This is a genomic window from Burkholderia sp. Tr-20390 (genome assembly GCF_017104595.1).
In the GTDB taxonomy this organism is placed as follows: Bacteria; Pseudomonadota; Gammaproteobacteria; order Burkholderiales; family Burkholderiaceae; genus Burkholderia.
This window is the reverse complement of sequence record NZ_JAAGPC010000005.1, coordinates 79,089-95,485: the sequence shown is the minus strand read 5'-3', so window position 1 is coordinate 95,485 and position 16,397 is coordinate 79,089. Positions and strand designations below refer to the sequence as shown.

Genomic DNA, 16,397 nt, shown 5'->3' with positions numbered 1-16,397 from the left:
TCGGCCGCAACCGCCCGCGAGGCGGCTGCGGCACCTGCAAGGTGCAGGGCGCTTACGCTGCGAGCAGCGAGCGCAGCACGAACGGCAGGATCCCGCCGTGCTTGTAGTAGTCGACTTCGATCGGCGTATCGATGCGCAGCAGCACCGGCACGCGCTGCGATTCGCCGTTCTTGCGGTGGATCACGAGCGTGACGTCCTGCTGCGGCTTGAAGTCGTCGCCGAGGCCTTCGATGTCATACGTTTCTTCACCGGTGATGCCGAGCGACTGGACGCTGTCCGCGCCCTTGAACTGCAGCGGCAGCACGCCCATGCCGACCAGGTTCGAGCGGTGGATGCGCTCGAAGCTGCGTGCGATCACGGCCTTCACGCCGAGCAGTTGCGTGCCCTTCGCGGCCCAGTCGCGCGACGAGCCCGTGCCGTACTCTTCGCCCGCGAACACGACCGTCGGCGTATCGGCGGCAACGTACTGCATCGCTGCGTCATAGATCGATTGCTGTTCGCCGCTCGGCTGGTGGATCGTCAGGCCGCCTTCGACGCGCGTGCCGTCTGCCTTCGCCGGGATCATCAGGTTCTTGATCCGGACGTTCGCGAACGTGCCGCGCATCATCACGTCGTGGTTGCCGCGGCGCGAGCCGTAGCTGTTGAAGTCGGCCTTCTGCACGCCGTTCTCCTTCAGCCACTTGCCTGCCGGCGAGTCTTCCTTGATCGAGCCTGCCGGGCTGATGTGGTCGGTCGTGACCGAGTCACCGAAGATGCCCAGTGCACGCGCGCCCTTGACCGTCGGGATCGATGCAGCCGGTTCCATCGAGAAGTCGTTGCCGAAGAACGGCGGCTCGGCGATGTACGTCGACTTCGGCCAGTCGTAGACCTGGCCCGATTCGCCCTCGATCTTGCTCCAGAGGTCGCCCTTCTTGGTCAGCTTCGAGTAGTTGTCCTCGAACTTCTTCGGGTCGAGCGCGAACTTGAGCAGCGCGTGGATTTCTTCGCTCGTCGGCCAGATGTCGCCGAGGTAGATGTCGCGGCCGCCCTTGCCCTTGCCGACCGGTTCGGTCATCAGGTCGCGCGTGATGTTGCCGGCGATCGCGTAGGCGACGACCAGCGGCGGCGACGCGAGGAAGTTCGCGCGGATGTTCGGGTGGATCCGCGCTTCGAAGTTACGGTTGCCCGACAGTACGGCCGCCGCGACGATGTCGTTCTTCGTGATCGCTTCGTTCAGCTCCGGCGTCAGGTCGCCCGCGTTGCCGATACAGGTGGTGCAGCCGTAGGCCGCGACTTCGAAACCGAGCTTCGACAGGTAGGGCAGCAGGCCCGTCTTCGTCAGGTACTCGGTGACGATGCGCGATCCCGGCGCGAGCGAGGTCTTGATCTTCGGATCGACCGTGAGGCCGGCCTCGACCGCCTTCTTCGCGAGCAGGCCGGCGGCCAGCAGCACGCTCGGGTTCGACGTGTTCGTGCACGACGTGATCGCGGCGATCAGGATGTCGCCGTTCTTCACGTCGACGCCGTTGCTCGTCGTGTATTGCGTGCCGAGGTCTTCCGCCTTCTTCGCGAAGCCGTTTTCCGCGACCGGCTTCGAGAACAGGTCGGTGAACGTCGACTTGACGTGGCCGATCTCGATGCGGTCCTGCGGGCGCTTCGGGCCGGCCAGCGACGGCGCGACCGTCGTCAGGTCCAGCGTCACGACCTTCGTGTAGTCGATGTCGCCGGCCTTCGGGATGCCGAACAGCTTCTGCGCCTTGAAGTAGTTTTCGAACGCGGCGATTTCGGCCTTCGTGCGGCCCGTGCCTTCGAAGTAGTCGATCGTCTTTTCGTCGACCGGGAAGAAGCCCATCGTCGCGCCGTATTCCGGCGCCATGTTGCCGATCGTCGCGCGGTCCGGCAGCGACAGCGATTTCGTGCCTTCGCCGAAGAACTCGACGAACTTGCCGACGACCTTCTCCTTGCGCAGCATTTCGGTGATCGTCAGCACCAGGTCGGTGGCCGTCACGCCTTCGCGCAGCTTGCCCTTCAGCTCGACGCCGACGACGTCCGGCGTCAGGAAGTACACCGGCTGGCCGAGCATGCCGGCTTCCGCCTCGATGCCGCCCACGCCCCAGCCGACCACGCCGATGCCGTTGATCATCGTCGTGTGGCTGTCGGTGCCGACGAGGGTGTCCGGGTAGTACACGGTGTCGCCGCCGTCCGCCTTCTTGTGGACGCCGCGCGCGAGGTATTCCAGGTTCACCTGGTGGACGATGCCGACGCCCGGCGGCACGACCTTGAACGTGTCGAATGCCTGCATGCCCCACTTCATGAACTGGTAGCGCTCGTTGTTGCGCTGGAATTCCAGTTTCATGTTCAGGTCGAGCGCGTCCTTCTGGCGGAAGTAGTCGATCTGCACCGAGTGGTCGACGACGAGATCGACCGGGACCAGCGGCTCGATCTTCTTCGGGTTCTTGCCGGTACGCTCCGCGACGCCGCGCATGGCCGCGATGTCGGCGAGCAGCGGCACGCCCGTGAAGTCCTGCAGCACCACGCGCGACACCACGAACGGAATCTCGTCGACGCGCTTGTCGTTCGGCTTCCAGTTCGCGAGCTGCTGGATGTGCTCTTCGGTGATTTTCTTGCCGTCGTAGTTGCGCAGCACGGACTCGAGCACGATACGGATCGACACCGGCAGGCGTTCGATCTTCGTCTTCAGTTCCTTGCCGAGCTGCGGCAGCGAGTAGAACTTGCCTTTGCCGGAACCGCTGTCGAATTCCTTGAGGGTCTTGTGGAGATTGTGGGCCATGGTGATTTTCCTGGGTTTAAGGCTAGGAAACAAAGAGTCCTGTATCTGACGGCTATATCACATACAAGTCGACGTACTCATCGACCGGCATCGCTTCGAGCTTTGCCTGGTCCAGCGACACGTCGAGAATCGCTTGTTGCTGCTTGGCCGGGAAGCGGCGGGCAAGGTTGGTCCTGAACTTCTCGACCAGGAGCGGGATGCCTTCGGCCCGGCGCCGCCGGTGGCCGAGCGGGTATTCGACCGCCACCTCGGCAAGCTTCGACCCGTCCGCGAACTCGATCGTCAGTGCATTCGCGATCGAGCGCTTGTCCGGGTCGTGGTAATCCTGCGTGAACTGCGGATCCTCGACGCACACGGTCTTCGCGCGCAGCGCGTCGATGCGGGGATCGGCGGCGGCCGAGTCTTCGTAGTCGGCCGCGGTCAGCCGGCCGTGCAGCAGCGGCACGGCGACCATGTACTGGATGCAGTGGTCGCGGTCGGCCGGATTGGCGAGCGGGCCCTGCTTGTCGATGATGCGGATCGCGGCTGCGTGCGTGCGGATCGTGATCCGGCCGATGTCGTCGGTCGTGCGGCCCGCGGCGGCGAGCTGCGCGTGCAGCTGCAGCGCGGCCTCGGCGGCCGTTTGCGCGTGGAATTCGGCGGGGAACGCGATCTTGAACAGCACGTTTTCCATCACGTACGTGCCGTACGGGCGCTGGAAGCGGAACGGCTTGCCGTCGAACAGCACGTCGTAGAAGCCCCAGGTCTTGGCGGTGAGCGCCGACGGGTAGCCCATTTCACCCGTTTTCGCGATCAGCGCGAGGCGCACCGCGCGGGAGGTTGCATCGCCGGCCGCCCAGGACTTGCGCGAGCCGGTGTTCGGCGCGTGGCGGTAGGTGCGCAGCGCGTGGCCGTCGACGAACGCGTTGGACACTGCGTTGATCAGCTCGTCGCGCGTGAGCCCGAGCAACCGGCCGACGACGGCCGTCGACGCGACCTTCACGAGCAGCACGTGGTCGAGCCCGACCGCATTGAACGAATTCTCGAGCGCGAGGCAGCCCTGGATCTCGTGGGCCTGGATCATCGCGACCAGCACGTCGCGCATCGTGAGCGGCTTCCGGCCGGCCGCGCGGGCCGTGCGGGAAAGCCAGTCGGCCGTCGCCAGGATCCCGCCGAGGTTGTCGGACGGATGACCCCATTCGGCGGCGAGCCAGGTGTCGTTGAAGTCCAGCCAGCGGATCATCGCGCCGATGCCGAAGGCGGCCTGCACGGGATCGAGCTGGAAGGACGTGCCGGGCACCTTCGCGCCGTTCGGCACGATCGTGCCGGGCACGACGGGGCCGAGCAGCTTGGTGCAGGCAGGGTAGGAGAGCGCCTCGAGTCCGCATCCGAGCGTGTCGATCAGGCAATGACGCGCCGTCTCCAGCGCGAGCGCGCTGTCGATGCCGGCATTCAGCACGTAGTCGACGATATCGACGAGTACCGTATCCGGAGCAGGGCGGACGTTGGAGACCGGGGCGGACATCGAGGGGCCGATGGGAACGCGCTTAGTTCGTTGCCGGCTTCAGCTCGTTCGACTGCGTCGGTGCCGGCGTGCCTTGCGCCATTTCCGGCGTCACGCATTCGTCCGCGAGGCGTTCGCCGCCGTTCGCGTCGGAGAACAGCATCGCCTTGCTCGGGATCACGACCAGCTTGAAGCCCGCGGCCGGATCGTAGAACGTGTCGGCGCCCGTCGTCGTGGCCTGACGCGGCAGCTTGTAGTTCTTCTTCGCCCAGTGAACCGTGACGACCTGGTCGCGCTTCATGTCACCGGCGAGGTCGAACGACAGACCTTCCTTGCAGGACCACTTGACTGCGCCGTCCGGTACCGGATCGACCTTCGCCGCGGCACGTGCCTGCGCCTTCTTGCTGCGCGGGATGATGCGCTTGGCCGGCGCCGGGCGCTTGGCCGCTGCCTTCTTCGCGGTCGTCGTGGTCGTACCCTGGGCAAACGCGCTCGGAGCCGACACCAGCATCGTGGCGGACAAGGCGCCGATGGCGGTAGCGATCAGGAGTTTCTTCATGGAGTCAGAACCTTTCGATAATCAGTTGACAAGGGCCGGCAATCTGCGCCGCCGGCCGGTTTGAAACTGCACGCGCCCCGAAAGCGCGCAGCGGCCGCTATTTTCACCTATTTGGCCGCGTGTATATCAGGTTTTCGGGCTCCGTTACGTTTTTTGTCGTTTCGCAAACCTCTATCCGGTTCGCGCCTCGTCGAATGCATGAAACTCGTGTATCGGCGCGGGCAGAACGCGCTTACGGCGCGCCGCCCTCGGCGGCCGGGCCGAACAGCGGCGCGGCCTCGGCCGGCACGGGCTGGCCGGTGGCCCGTGCGCGGCGCAGCACCGACCAGTAATAGCGGTAACTCGCGCGATCGTGCAGCGTATCACCGTGGCGCGTCGGGCCCCAGTCGGCGGCCTGCGCGGCCAGCAGGATCTCGGCGGCCAGCGCGACCTCGTCGGTGCGCGGCGCGAATGCGTCGACGATCGGGCGGATCTGCGCGGGGTGGATGCTCCACATCCGCGTGAACGCGAATTCGTCGCGCGCGCGGCGCGCATCGGCGGCGACGACGCTCATGTCGCGCACCTCGGTCGTCACGTTGTGCGACGGCGTCTTGCCGTGCGCGTGGCAGGCCGCGGCGATTTCCAGCTTCGCGCGGCGCACGAGCGGGTGCTCGAACTGGCCGGGCGAGCGCATCGCGGAATCCGGAATCGCGCCGTGGTGCGCGGAGACGAAATCCATCAGCCCGAAGCTCAGCGTGCCGACCGTCGGCAGCGCGGCGAGGGCGGCCGCCTGCGCGAGCGCGCCGTGCGTCTCGACCAGCACGTCGACGGGAATCGGCTGCGCGATGCCGAGCTCGCGGCGCGTGCCTTCGATGAACGCGGTCATTTCGGCGGCATCGGCGGCGCTGGCGATCTTCGGGAGCGTGATGTAGGCGGGGGCACGCGCCGCACGCAGCACGATGCGTACGTCGTCGCGCCAGTGCGGGTGGGAAAAGTCGTGGATGCGGACGCCGACGCGGCCGAAGCGGTTCTCGTCGCTGCCGAGGATGTCGGTGACGAGTGCCGCATGCGCGGCTTCCTGGCCGACGGCGGCGCCGTCTTCGCAGTCGAGCGTGATGTCGAACACGGGGCCCAGCTCGGCCTGCAGCGCGAGCGACTTGCGCATCAGCTTTTCGCTGCCCGCGTAATGATCGCAGCAGGGCAGGATCGCGGGCGGGGACGCCCCGTCGTACAGCACTTGTGCGGGAGTGAGCGCGGCCATCTCGTCTACGTCAGGGAAGCGGGTCAACGTGGAGAAAATCGGATTCGGGCGCGTTCTGGGCCGGTGCGCGGCAAGCGCGGGGCGGCAAAACGTGCGCGGATCGGATCGGTCGGCCGGGCCGGCGGCATGCCGGCCCGGGCCGAAACCGGGCTGCCCGAGGGCTGCCCGGCGAGTGCCTGATGCTTAGTTCTTCAGCAGGTGGGCGACGCCATCGCGCTCTTCGAGCAGCTCGGCCAGCGTGCCGTCCATCTTCTCGCGCGAGAACGCGTCGATTTCCAGGCCTTCGACGCGCTTGTACTCGCCGTTTTCGCAGGTGACCGGCACGCCGTAGATGATGTCTTCGGGGATGCCGTACGAGCCGTCCGACGGGATGCCCATCGTGACCCACTTGCCGTTCGTGCCGAGGACCCAGTCACGCACGTGGTCGATCGCCGCGTTCGCTGCCGACGCTGCCGACGACAGGCCGCGCGCTTCGATGATCGCCGCGCCGCGCTTGCCGACGGTCGGGATGAACGTGTCGCGGTTCCACACGTCGTCGTTGATCAGCTTCAGCAGCGATTCGCCTTCGGCGGTCGCGAAGCGGAAGTCGGGGTACATCGTCGGCGAGTGGTTGCCCCACACGGCGAGCTTCTCGATCGATGCGACCGGCTTGCCCGACTTCGCCGCGAGTTGCGACAGCGCGCGGTTGTGGTCGAGGCGCAGCATGGCCGTGAAGTTCTTCTTCGGCAGATCCGGCGCCGACTTCATCGCGATGTAGGCGTTCGTGTTCGCCGGGTTGCCGACGACCAGCACCTTCACGTCGCGGCTCGCGACTTCGTTCAGCGCGGCGCCCTGAACCGTGAAGATTTCGGCGTTGGCCGACAGCAGGTCCTTGCGCTCCATGCCCTTCGAGCGCGGACGTGCGCCGACCAGCAGTGCGACGTCGGCATCCTTGAATGCGACCTTCGGATCATCGGTGATCACGACGCCCGCGAGCAGCGGGAACGCGCAATCGTCGAGTTCCATCACGACGCCCTTGACGGCGCCTTGGGCTTGCGGGAGGTCGAGCAGTTGCAGGATGACCGGCTGGTCCTTGCCGAGCAGGTCGCCGTTCGCGATGCGGAACAGCAGGGAGTAAGCGATTTGACCTGCGGCGCCGGTGACGGCAACGCGCTTTGCGGGCTTAGCCATTGAAAATCTCCAGGACGGGTGAAGCGTTGGACACTCGCGAAAACGCCATTCTATGCGCGTTGTGCTGAGTGTTGCATTGAAGCAGGGCGGAGGACTCGCGATGGCAGACGCGGTGAACCTGGAGACGGCCGTGGCACGTAGCCGGGGACGCGCTTTTGCACCCGCGAACCCTTGCTCGACCCGGAGTGTAGGAGCCGTCCGGCTCAAAGTCAAACGGTATCATATGTCTTATATAAGACAGATGTTTTGCGGAAATTGAGTGGACTTAAAAGTGCGGTTTGTGATGAAATGCGCGCCATGACATCGAACCAGGCGAATACCGCGAATCAGACCGGCGCAGGCGGCCCAGGGCAGCCGGGCGCGAGCGATCCCGCACCTTCGCCCGCGGCGGCTCCGTCGCCGACGTTCAGCCCGTTATACCAGCAGATTAAGTCATTGATCACGCAAAGTCTCGAAACCGGCGAGTGGAAGCCGGGCGAGATCATCCCGAGCGAGGTGGAGCTCGCGGCCCGCTACAAGGTCAGCCAGGGCACCGTCCGCAAGGCGATCGACGAGCTGGCCGCCGAAAACCTCGTGGTCCGGCGGCAGGGCAAAGGCACTTTTGTTGCGACGCACAACGAAGATCGCGCGCAGTTCCGCTTCCTGCGGCTGCTGGCCGACGACGGGGCCGAGCATCCGCACGTGAGCCGCCTGCTCGAATGCCGGCGCCTGCGCGCGCCGGCCGAGATCGCGCGGCAACTCGACCTGAAGCCGGCCGATCCGGTCGTGCAGGTGCGCCGCCTGCTGGAGTTCGAGAACGAAGCGACGGTGCTCGACGAGATCTGGCTGCCGGGCGCGATGTTCCGAGGGCTCACGTTCGAGCGGCTGAGCGAGTACAAGGGGCCGCTCTACGCGATGTTCGAGACGGAGTTCGGCACGCGGATGATCCGCGCGACGGAAAAGATCCGCGCGGTCGCGGCGGAGCCGGCGGTGGCCGACCTGCTGCACGTGCCGGCGGGTTTCCCTTTGCTGTCGGTCGAGCGTGTGTCCTATACATACGGAGACCGGCCGGTGGAAGTGCGTCGCGGCTGGTATGTCACAACCGGGTACTACTATCAGAATGACTTGAGTTGACGGTGTATCGGCTCAAGCCGAGTGCGTTCGCGTTCCCCACGTTCGCGAAGCACGTTTCGGGCCGCCTTTGTTCTTGTTCGCGCAACTATCCAGAGCAGACTTTCGCTGCAGCGCGATATAAAAAGGCGCTAAAATCGCGGATTAGTGTGACAACATAGTAGGGGTCTAGCATGACTGATGCAGTAAGAAAGCCGAGGCCGGAATACCGGAACATCGGATTCGGCGATATCACGATGAAATATCGCATGCCGCTGGCAGCGATATTGTCGATTCTCCATCGAGTCAGCGGCGCGCTGCTGTTCTTGTTCCTGCCGTTCCTGCTGTTCCTCTTCGACCAGAGCCTCACGTCCGAGCTCAGCTTCGAAGTCTTCAAGGCTTTCCTCTCCAACATCATCGTCAAGCTGATCGTCCTCGCACTGTCGTGGGCCTTCTTCCACCATTTCTGCGCCGGCATTCGCCACCTGCTGATGGACGTCAACCACGACGCCGTCACGAAGGAAGGCGGCAAGCGGACGGCAGTCGTCGTCTTTGTCGTCTCGATCGCGCTGACGATCGCCATGGCACTCAAACTGTTCGGAGCATTCTAAGAAAATGGCAGCCAATAACCGAATCGGCTCGAAGCGCCTCGTCGTCGGCGCTCATTACGGCCTGCGCGACTGGCTTGCGCAGCGCATCACCGCCACGATCATGGCGGTCTACACGGTCATTCTGCTCGTCCTGTTCTTCGGCGCGCACGATTTCTCGTACGAAGGCTGGGCATCGATCTTCGCCGCGCAATGGATGAAGCTCGCGACCTTCGTGATGCTGCTTTCCCTCTTCTACCACGCATGGGTCGGCGTGCGCGACATCTGGATGGACTACGTGAAGCCCGTCGGTGTGCGCCTGCTGCTGCAATCGCTGACCATCGTCTGGCTGCTCGCATGTGCGGGCTACGCCGCGCAGATTCTCTGGAGAGTGTAAAGAATGGCTGCAATCAAAACTAATCTCCCGCGCCGCAAGTTTGACGTAGTGATCGTCGGCGCGGGCGGCTCCGGCTTGCGCGCGGCGCTGCAACTGTCGCGCGCGGGCCTGTCGGTCGGCGTGCTGTCGAAGGTGTTCCCGACCCGTTCGCACACGGTGGCCGCGCAGGGCGGTATCGGCGCGTCGCTCGGCAACATGAGCGAAGACAACTGGCACTTCCACTTCTACGACACGATCAAGGGCTCCGACTGGCTCGGCGACCAGGACGCGATCGAATTCATGTGCCGTGAAGCGCCGAACGTCGTGTACGAACTCGAGCACTTCGGCATGCCGTTCGACCGTAACGCGGACGGCACGATCTACCAGCGCCCGTTCGGCGGCCACACCGCGAACTACGGCGAGAAGCCGGTTCAGCGCGCCTGCGCGGCCGCCGACCGTACCGGTCACGCGCTGCTGCACACGCTGTACCAGCAGAACGTCGAAGCGAAGACGCAGTTCTTCGTCGAATGGATGGCGCTCGACCTGATCCGCGACGCGGAAGGCGACGTGCTCGGCGTGACGGCCCTCGAGATGGAGACGGGTGACGTCTACATCATGGAAGGCAAGACGACGCTGTTCGCGACGGGCGGCGCAGGCCGGATCTTCGCGGCATCGACCAACGCGTTCATCAACACCGGCGACGGCCTCGGCATGGCTGCGCGTTCGGGCATCGCGCTGCAGGACATGGAGTTCTGGCAGTTCCACCCGACCGGCGTGGCCGGCGCGGGCGTGCTGATCACCGAAGGCGTGCGCGGCGAAGGCGGTATCCTGCGCAACGCGAACGGCGAGCGCTTCATGGAGCGCTACGCGCCGACGCTGAAGGATCTGGCGCCGCGTGACTTCGTGTCGCGTTCGATGGACCAGGAAATCAAGGAAGGCCGCGGCGTGGGTCCGAACAAGGATCACGTGCTGCTCGACCTGTCGCACATCGGCGCCGAGACGATCATGAAGCGTCTGCCGTCGATCCGCGAAATCGCGCTGAAGTTCGCGAACGTCGACGCGATCAAGGAACCGATCCCGGTCGTCCCGACGATCCACTACCAGATGGGCGGCATCCCGACCAACATCCACGGCCAGGTCGTCGGCACGTCGCGCGGTCACAAGGATCCGGTCAACGGCTTCTACGCAGTGGGCGAATGCTCGTGCGTGTCCGTGCACGGCGCGAACCGCCTCGGCACGAACTCGCTGCTGGACCTCGTGGTGTTCGGCCGTGCGGCCGGCAACCACATCGTCGAGCACGTGAAGAACCAGAAGGAACACAAGCCGCTGCCGGCCGATGCGGGCGAATTCTCGCTGGCACGCCTGGCGAAGCTCGACAAGTCGACCTCGGGTGAATACACGCAGGACGTCGCGAACGACATCCGCTCGACGATGCAGAAGCACGCAGGCGTGTTCCGCACGTCGGAACTGCTGAAGGAAGGCGTCGAGCAGATGGCCGGCCTGGCGGCGCGCGTGGAAAACATCCACCTGAAGGACAAGTCGAAGATGTTCAACACCGCGCGCGTCGAAGCGCTCGAGCTGGAGAACCTGATCGAAGTTGCTCGCGCAACGATGGTGTCGGCGGAAGCGCGCAAGGAAAGCCGTGGCGCACACGCCCACAGCGACTACGAACACCGCGACGACGAGAACTGGCTGCGCCACACGCTGTGGTACAGCGAAGGCGATCGCCTCGACTACAAGCCGGTACAAATGAAGCCGCTGACGGTCGAATCCGTGCCGCCGAAGCCGCGCACGTTCTAAGCCGAGTCAAAGGAATCCGAAATGGCAAAACGCATTTTTGAAGTCTACCGCTACGATCCGGACAAGGACGCAGCGCCGCGCATGCAGACGTACGAGCTGGAGCTCGAGCACGAGCGCATGCTGCTCGACGCACTGGTCAAGCTGAAGGCCGTGGACGAGACGCTGTCGTTCCGCCGTTCGTGCCGTGAAGGCGTGTGCGGTTCGGACGCGATGAACATCAACGGCAAGAACGGTCTCGCGTGCCTGACGAACCTGAACGACCTGCCGCAGAAGATCGTGCTGCGTCCGCTGCCGGGCCTGCCCGTCGTGCGTGACCTGATCGTCGACATGACGCACTTCTTCAACCAGTACCACTCGATCAAGCCGTACCTGATCAACGACGCGCCGCCGCCGGAGAAGGAACGCCTCCAGTCGCCGGAAGAGCGCGACGAGCTCGACGGCGTGTACGAGTGCATTCTGTGCGCGAGCTGCTCGACGTCGTGCCCGAGCTTCTGGTGGAACCCGGACAAGTTCGTCGGCCCGGCCGGCCTGCTGCAGGCTTACCGCTTCATCGCGGACAGCCGCGACACGGCCACCGGCGAGCGTCTCGACAACCTGGAAGACCCGTACCGCCTGTTCCGTTGCCACACGATCATGAACTGCGTCGACGTTTGCCCGAAGGGCCTGAACCCGACGAAGGCGATCGGCAAGATCAAGGAACTGATGGTTCGCCGCGCTGTTTAAGGTTGAGATGAGCGATTCGCATCAATCCGACCCGCACCGTCGCGCACGCCTTCGCTGGCGTGCGCGGCGGGGTCTGCTGGAGAACGACATCATTTTCGAGCGTTTCTTCAGCAGATACGAGCATGACCTCACCGATGCAGACGTAGGCGCGTTGTCGCGCCTGCTCGATCTGAGCGACAACGACCTGATGGACTTGCTCCTCGCGCGCAAGGAACCAGAAGGCGACCTAGACAGCCCGGATATTCACCGGCTGTTGGAGATGCTGCGCAACGTGTAACGCCAAGGTGTAACGCGTTGTGCCCGTTATCGAATCCCGTTTCTTTATTTCGATTGAGGATGTGCCATGACTCCGTCTGATGTTAAAGCCACGCTATCGTTCAGCGACAACTCGCCGAGCGTCGAACTGCCGATCTACAAGGGCACGATGGGCCCGGACGTGATCGACATCCGCAAGCTGTACGGCCAGACCGGCAAGTTCACGTACGACCCGGGCTTCATGTCGACGGCAGCTTGTAATTCGGCGATCACGTACATCGACGGCGACAAGGGCGAGCTGCTGTACCGCGGCTACCCGATCGACAACCTCGCGCAAAACGCCGACTTCCTCGAAAGCTGCTACCTGCTGCTGAAGGGCGAACTGCCGAACGCAGCGCAGAAGAAGGAATTCGTCGACACCGTCACGAAGCACACGATGGTGCACGAGCAGATGCACTTCTTCTTCCGTGGCTTCCGTCGCGACGCGCACCCGATGGCGATCCTGGTCGCTGCAGTCGGCGCGCTGTCGGCGTTCTACCACGACTCGCTCGACATCAACGATCCGCGTCACCGTGAAGTGTCGGCGATCCGCATGATCGCGAAGCTGCCGACGCTCGTCGCGATGGCGTACAAGTACAGCATCGGCCAGCCGTTCGTGTATCCGAAGAACTCGCTGTCGTACAGCGCGAACTTCATGCACATGATGTTCTCGAACCCGTGCGAAGAGTACAAGGTCAACGACGTGCTCGTCCGCGCGCTCGACCGTATCCTGATCCTGCACGCCGACCACGAGCAGAACGCATCGACGTCGACCGTCCGCCTGGCCGGCTCGTCGGGCGCGAACCCGTTCGCGTGTATCGCTGCCGGTATCGCCTGTCTGTGGGGCCCGGCGCACGGTGGTGCGAACGAAGCCGCGCTGAACATGCTCGAGCAGATCGGTTCGCCGGACAACATCCCCGAATTCATCAAGCAGGTGAAGGACAAGAATTCGGGCGTGAAGCTGATGGGCTTCGGTCACCGCGTGTACAAGAACTACGACCCGCGTGCGAAGCTGATGCGCGAAACGTGCTACGAAGTGCTGAACGAACTGGGCCTGCACGACGACCCGCTGTTCAAGCTCGCGATGCAGCTCGAGAAGATCGCGCTGGAAGACGAATACTTCGTGTCGCGCAAGCTGTACCCGAACGTCGACTTCTACTCGGGCATCGTCCAGCGCGCGCTGGGCATCCCGACGTCGATGTTCACGTGTATCTTCGCGATGGCACGTACGGTCGGCTGGATCGCACAGTGGAACGAAATGATCGGCGATCCGGAACAGAAGATCGGCCGTCCGCGTCAGCTGTTCATCGGCGATACGCCGCGCGAAGCGAAGCCGCTCAACGCACGTTAAGTCGTGCGCGGCGCGAACGGCCGGCTGGCTGCTCGCGTCGGGCGATCGCAACGCCACGACACCCCGACGGGTCATCCCGTCGGGGTGTTTTCATTTGTGCGGCCGAGGATCGCTCCGGCCCGCGCGGCGTTCCAGCGACGGCGGGCGCGTGTCGAGTGCGGGTGCGTCGTGATCGGGCGCGTGGCCGTGCTGCACGAAGAACTGCCGGTATGCGCCGGGCGTCATCCCGCGTGCGGCGAGGAACTGGCGATTGAAGTTCGCGGCATTCGGAATGCCGCAGCGCGCCGCCACCGTCGCGATCGGCCAGTCGGTGCCGACGAGATGTCGGCACGCGTGCGCGAGCCGCAGCCGCTGCACGTAGCGGCCGACGCTTTCGCCGAGATGCCGGACGAACAGGCGCTGCAAAGTGCGTTCGGACATATGCGCGGTGGCGGCGAGCGCGTCGATGCGCAACGGCTCGTGGAAGTGCCGGTCGATTGCGTCGAGCACGCGGTCGAGGCGTTCGGCTTCGGGGGCGGCTGCGTCGGTTTGGCGTGTCGTGCCGTCGGTGCGCTCGTACGCGTGTGCGGTGGCGAGCGGTTCGCCGCCGGCTTCCGCGAGATCGGCGAGCGTGTCGAGCGCGGCCGCGAGCCGGGTGCGCGGCGACGGATCGAGCAACTGCGGCAGCCGCACGCGCATCGCGCGGGCTGCATCCGCGTCGAAGCGCAGGCCCGGTGCGGCACGCCGCAGCAGCGAGCGCAGCGGTGCGTATTCGGGGCAACAGTCGGCCAGACGCCGCGCCCAGTCGCCGTCGAACCAGATGACGAGCGCGACTTCAGGCGCATCGCGATCGATGCGTGCATTCGACGACCACGTATGCGGCAGGTTGGGCGGCACGAGCACCAGGTCGTCGTCCGCGTAGTGCGCGACGTGATCGCCGATGAAGCGCCGGCCGCGGCTGTTGAGCGTCAGCGTCAGTTCGTATTCGGGATGGCGATGCCATTCGAACGGGATGCGCGCGAGCTGACGGTGATACACGCGGATCGAACAGCCGGGGGCGAACGTCACGTGCTCGTACTGCGGTTTCATTGCGGCCTCCGGGGGAGAGCCGGCATCGCGCCGTGGCATGATCGTGAGCGATCGTCACGACGGAGCGATGCCATGTTTTCACATGTTTGCGTGGGGGTGGCCGACACCGCGCGCGCCTACGATTTCTACGCGCCGCTGTTCGCGGAACTCGGGCTGCGCCTGAAATTCCGCGAGCCGGACGGCTGGTCGGGCTGGATGCCGGCCGACACCGACCGGCCGCTGTTCTTCTTCGGCCACCCGCTCGACGGCCGCGCGCCCGAACCGGGCAATGGCCACACGATCGCGTTCGTTGCGCCGACCCGCGCGCACGTCGATCGCTGCCACGTGCTCGCGCTGCGCCACGGCGGCACCTGCGAAGGGCCGCCGGGCCTGCGGCCGGACTATCACCGCGACTACTACGGCGCGTATTTCCGCGATCCGGACGGCAACAAGCTGTGCGTGGTCTGCCATCATCCGGCGTGACGCTCGGTTGTCCGGATTGTATCGATAGTTGGCCGGATAGTGGTAATCGCGGTCGTGCGCCGGTCGTACGCTGACAGCACATCACGACACCTGTCAGCGAGGAGACCACGATGCAACTGACGATTGACGACCTGCCTGCCGCGATTCGCGACGCGAAAAGGGCGCTGCGCGCCGACCTGCCTGGTCATGCGGCCACGTTCCGTGAGCTGGAGGGCGACATCGCGCGGCAGGTCGATGTGATTCGCCGCGCGCATGCGCATGGTCGTGACGTGATTCCGGTGGTGCCGTTCGCGGACATCGCGAGCGGGGCCGTCGATCCGCACGCGGTTGCCGCGATCCGCACGCATGGCGCGGTCGTGATCCGTGGCGTATTCGATCCGCAGCAGGCGCGCGACTGGAACGACGAGATCGGTGCCTACCTGGAAGCGAACCGCTTCACCGACCGGCTGCACGCACGTGCCGAGGACCGTTATTTCGGCAACCTCGCGTCGGGCAAGCCGCAGATCTACGGCGTCTACTGGTCGAAGCCGCAGGTGGCTGCGCGCCAGTCGCCGGCCCTGACCCAGGCGCGCGTGTTCCTGAACCGGCTGTGGCGGCACGCGGACGGCGGCCGCACGCACTTCGATCCCGACCAGGTGCCGGCCTATGCGGACCGGATTCGTCGCCGCCCGCCCGGCTCGACGTCGCTCGGGCTGTCGCCGCATGTCGACGGCGGTTCGGTCGAACGCTGGCTCGGCGCGAATTTCCGCCGGGTCTACCGTCACGTGCTGGCCGGTCGCTGGCGCGATTACGACCCGTTCGACGCGGCGTTCCGTCCCGACGTCGAGGAGATTCCGTCGTCGGCCGTGTGCTCGATGTTCCGCACCTTCCAGGGCTGGACCGCGCTGACGCCGCAGGGGCCAGGCGACGGCACGCTGCAGTTGATCCCGGTGGCGAACGCGATGGCCTACGTCGTGCTGCGTGCGCTGCAGGACGACGTGGCCGACGACGACCTGTGCGGCGCGCGCCCGGGCCGCGCGCTGTCGATCCGGCCCGAATGGCACGCGCTGCTGCTCGACGCGCTGGTGCCGATCCCGCACATGGAGCCGGGCGATGCGGTGTTCTGGCACGGCGACGTCGTGCACGCGGTCGAGGATGCGCACCGCGGCAGCGGCGACAGCAACGTGATGTACATCGCCGCCGCGCCCGGTTGCGCGAAGAACGACGCGTACCTGCAGCGCCAGCGCGCTGCGTTCCTGCGCGGCGAGAGCCCGCCCGATTTCCCGGCCGATCATTTCGAGGTCGAATTCGACGGACGGGGCGGGGAGGGCGATCTCACGGCGCTCGGCCGTTCGCAGATGGGGTTCGGGGCGGGCGCGTAGCCAGCGTGCCGTCCGTGAAAGCGACGGCTCGCCGGGTGGCGAACGGCGGGCTGCCGAATCCGCT

At 65.4% G+C, this 16,397-nt stretch carries 15 protein-coding genes; 9 read left to right on the top strand and 6 right to left on the bottom strand.

The features are described 5' to 3' along the window. Positions 1–52: 52 nt before the first annotated feature. The 5 genes from acnA to G3N98_RS03520 form a co-directional block, all read right to left on the bottom strand. Positions 53–2,770 carry an aconitate hydratase AcnA gene (acnA, locus tag G3N98_RS03540; protein WP_206147234.1) on the bottom strand — a complete coding sequence of 906 codons (2,718 nt, stop codon included), beginning with the start codon at positions 2,768–2,770 and terminating at the stop codon, positions 53–55. Positions 2,771–2,822: 52 nt separating this feature from the next. Further along, a complete protein-coding gene (locus tag G3N98_RS03535) occupies positions 2,823–4,274 on the bottom strand; it encodes a bifunctional 2-methylcitrate dehydratase/aconitate hydratase (protein WP_206147233.1) in 1,452 nt (483 codons plus the stop codon). 22 nt (positions 4,275–4,296) lie between these two features. Further along, a complete protein-coding gene (locus G3N98_RS03530) occupies positions 4,297–4,812 on the bottom strand; it encodes a hypothetical protein (RefSeq protein ID WP_089432390.1) in 516 nt (171 codons plus the stop codon). Between the two features lie 232 nt (positions 4,813–5,044). After that, positions 5,045–6,052 (bottom strand): aldolase/citrate lyase family protein, encoded by a 1,008-nt coding sequence (locus G3N98_RS03525; protein ID WP_089474466.1) that lies wholly within the window; start codon positions 6,050–6,052, stop codon positions 5,045–5,047. Positions 6,053–6,235: 183 nt separating this feature from the next. Then, positions 6,236–7,222: a malate dehydrogenase gene (locus tag G3N98_RS03520; protein WP_006479357.1), complete on the bottom strand. Its 987-nt coding sequence runs from the start codon at positions 7,220–7,222 to the stop codon at positions 6,236–6,238. A gap of 288 nt (positions 7,223–7,510) precedes the next feature. On the opposite strand from G3N98_RS03520, the gene G3N98_RS03515 reads away from it, so the two are divergent. From G3N98_RS03515 to gltA, 7 genes are all read left to right on the top strand, one after another. After that, positions 7,511–8,335, top strand: coding sequence for a GntR family transcriptional regulator (locus G3N98_RS03515; protein WP_124576438.1), 825 nt, complete (start codon positions 7,511–7,513; stop codon positions 8,333–8,335). A 170-nt stretch (positions 8,336–8,505) separates the two neighbouring features. After that, positions 8,506–8,922, top strand: a complete 417-nt coding sequence (gene sdhC / locus G3N98_RS03510) for a succinate dehydrogenase, cytochrome b556 subunit (RefSeq protein ID WP_034185792.1) — start codon at positions 8,506–8,508, stop codon at positions 8,920–8,922. Between the two features lie 4 nt (positions 8,923–8,926). After that, positions 8,927–9,295, top strand: a complete 369-nt coding sequence (gene sdhD, locus G3N98_RS03505; protein ID WP_011355745.1) for a succinate dehydrogenase, hydrophobic membrane anchor protein — start codon at positions 8,927–8,929, stop codon at positions 9,293–9,295. A gap of 3 nt (positions 9,296–9,298) precedes the next feature. Next, positions 9,299–11,074: a succinate dehydrogenase flavoprotein subunit gene (gene sdhA / locus G3N98_RS03500; protein ID WP_206147232.1), complete on the top strand. Its 1,776-nt coding sequence runs from the start codon at positions 9,299–9,301 to the stop codon at positions 11,072–11,074. A gap of 21 nt (positions 11,075–11,095) precedes the next feature. Next, positions 11,096–11,797 carry a succinate dehydrogenase iron-sulfur subunit gene (locus tag G3N98_RS03495; RefSeq protein ID WP_011355743.1) on the top strand — a complete coding sequence of 234 codons (702 nt, stop codon included), beginning with the start codon at positions 11,096–11,098 and terminating at the stop codon, positions 11,795–11,797. A 7-nt stretch (positions 11,798–11,804) separates the two neighbouring features. Beyond that, positions 11,805–12,074 (top strand): succinate dehydrogenase assembly factor 2, encoded by a 270-nt coding sequence (locus G3N98_RS03490; protein ID WP_039358259.1) that lies wholly within the window; start codon positions 11,805–11,807, stop codon positions 12,072–12,074. 66 nt (positions 12,075–12,140) lie between these two features. Further along, positions 12,141–13,442: a citrate synthase gene (gltA, locus tag G3N98_RS03485; protein WP_011355741.1), complete on the top strand. Its 1,302-nt coding sequence runs from the start codon at positions 12,141–12,143 to the stop codon at positions 13,440–13,442. Between the two features lie 90 nt (positions 13,443–13,532). On the opposite strand, the gene G3N98_RS03480 is transcribed toward gltA, so the two are convergent. After that, a complete protein-coding gene (locus G3N98_RS03480) occupies positions 13,533–14,510 on the bottom strand; it encodes an AraC family transcriptional regulator (RefSeq protein WP_206147231.1) in 978 nt (325 codons plus the stop codon). Between the two features lie 72 nt (positions 14,511–14,582). Here G3N98_RS03480 and G3N98_RS03475 point away from each other — a divergent pair, with 72 nt between their 5' ends. Together G3N98_RS03475 and G3N98_RS03470 are read left to right on the top strand one after the other, a co-directional pair. Next, the gene (locus G3N98_RS03475; RefSeq protein ID WP_206147230.1) at positions 14,583–14,972 is read left to right on the top strand and encodes a VOC family protein; all 390 of its coding nucleotides are present in this window, start codon (positions 14,583–14,585) and stop codon (positions 14,970–14,972) included. Between the two features lie 110 nt (positions 14,973–15,082). Next, entirely contained in the window at positions 15,083–16,333 is a 1,251-nt protein-coding gene (locus G3N98_RS03470; RefSeq protein WP_206147229.1) for a DUF1479 domain-containing protein, read from the top strand. The last annotated feature ends 64 nt before the right edge of the window (positions 16,334–16,397 follow it).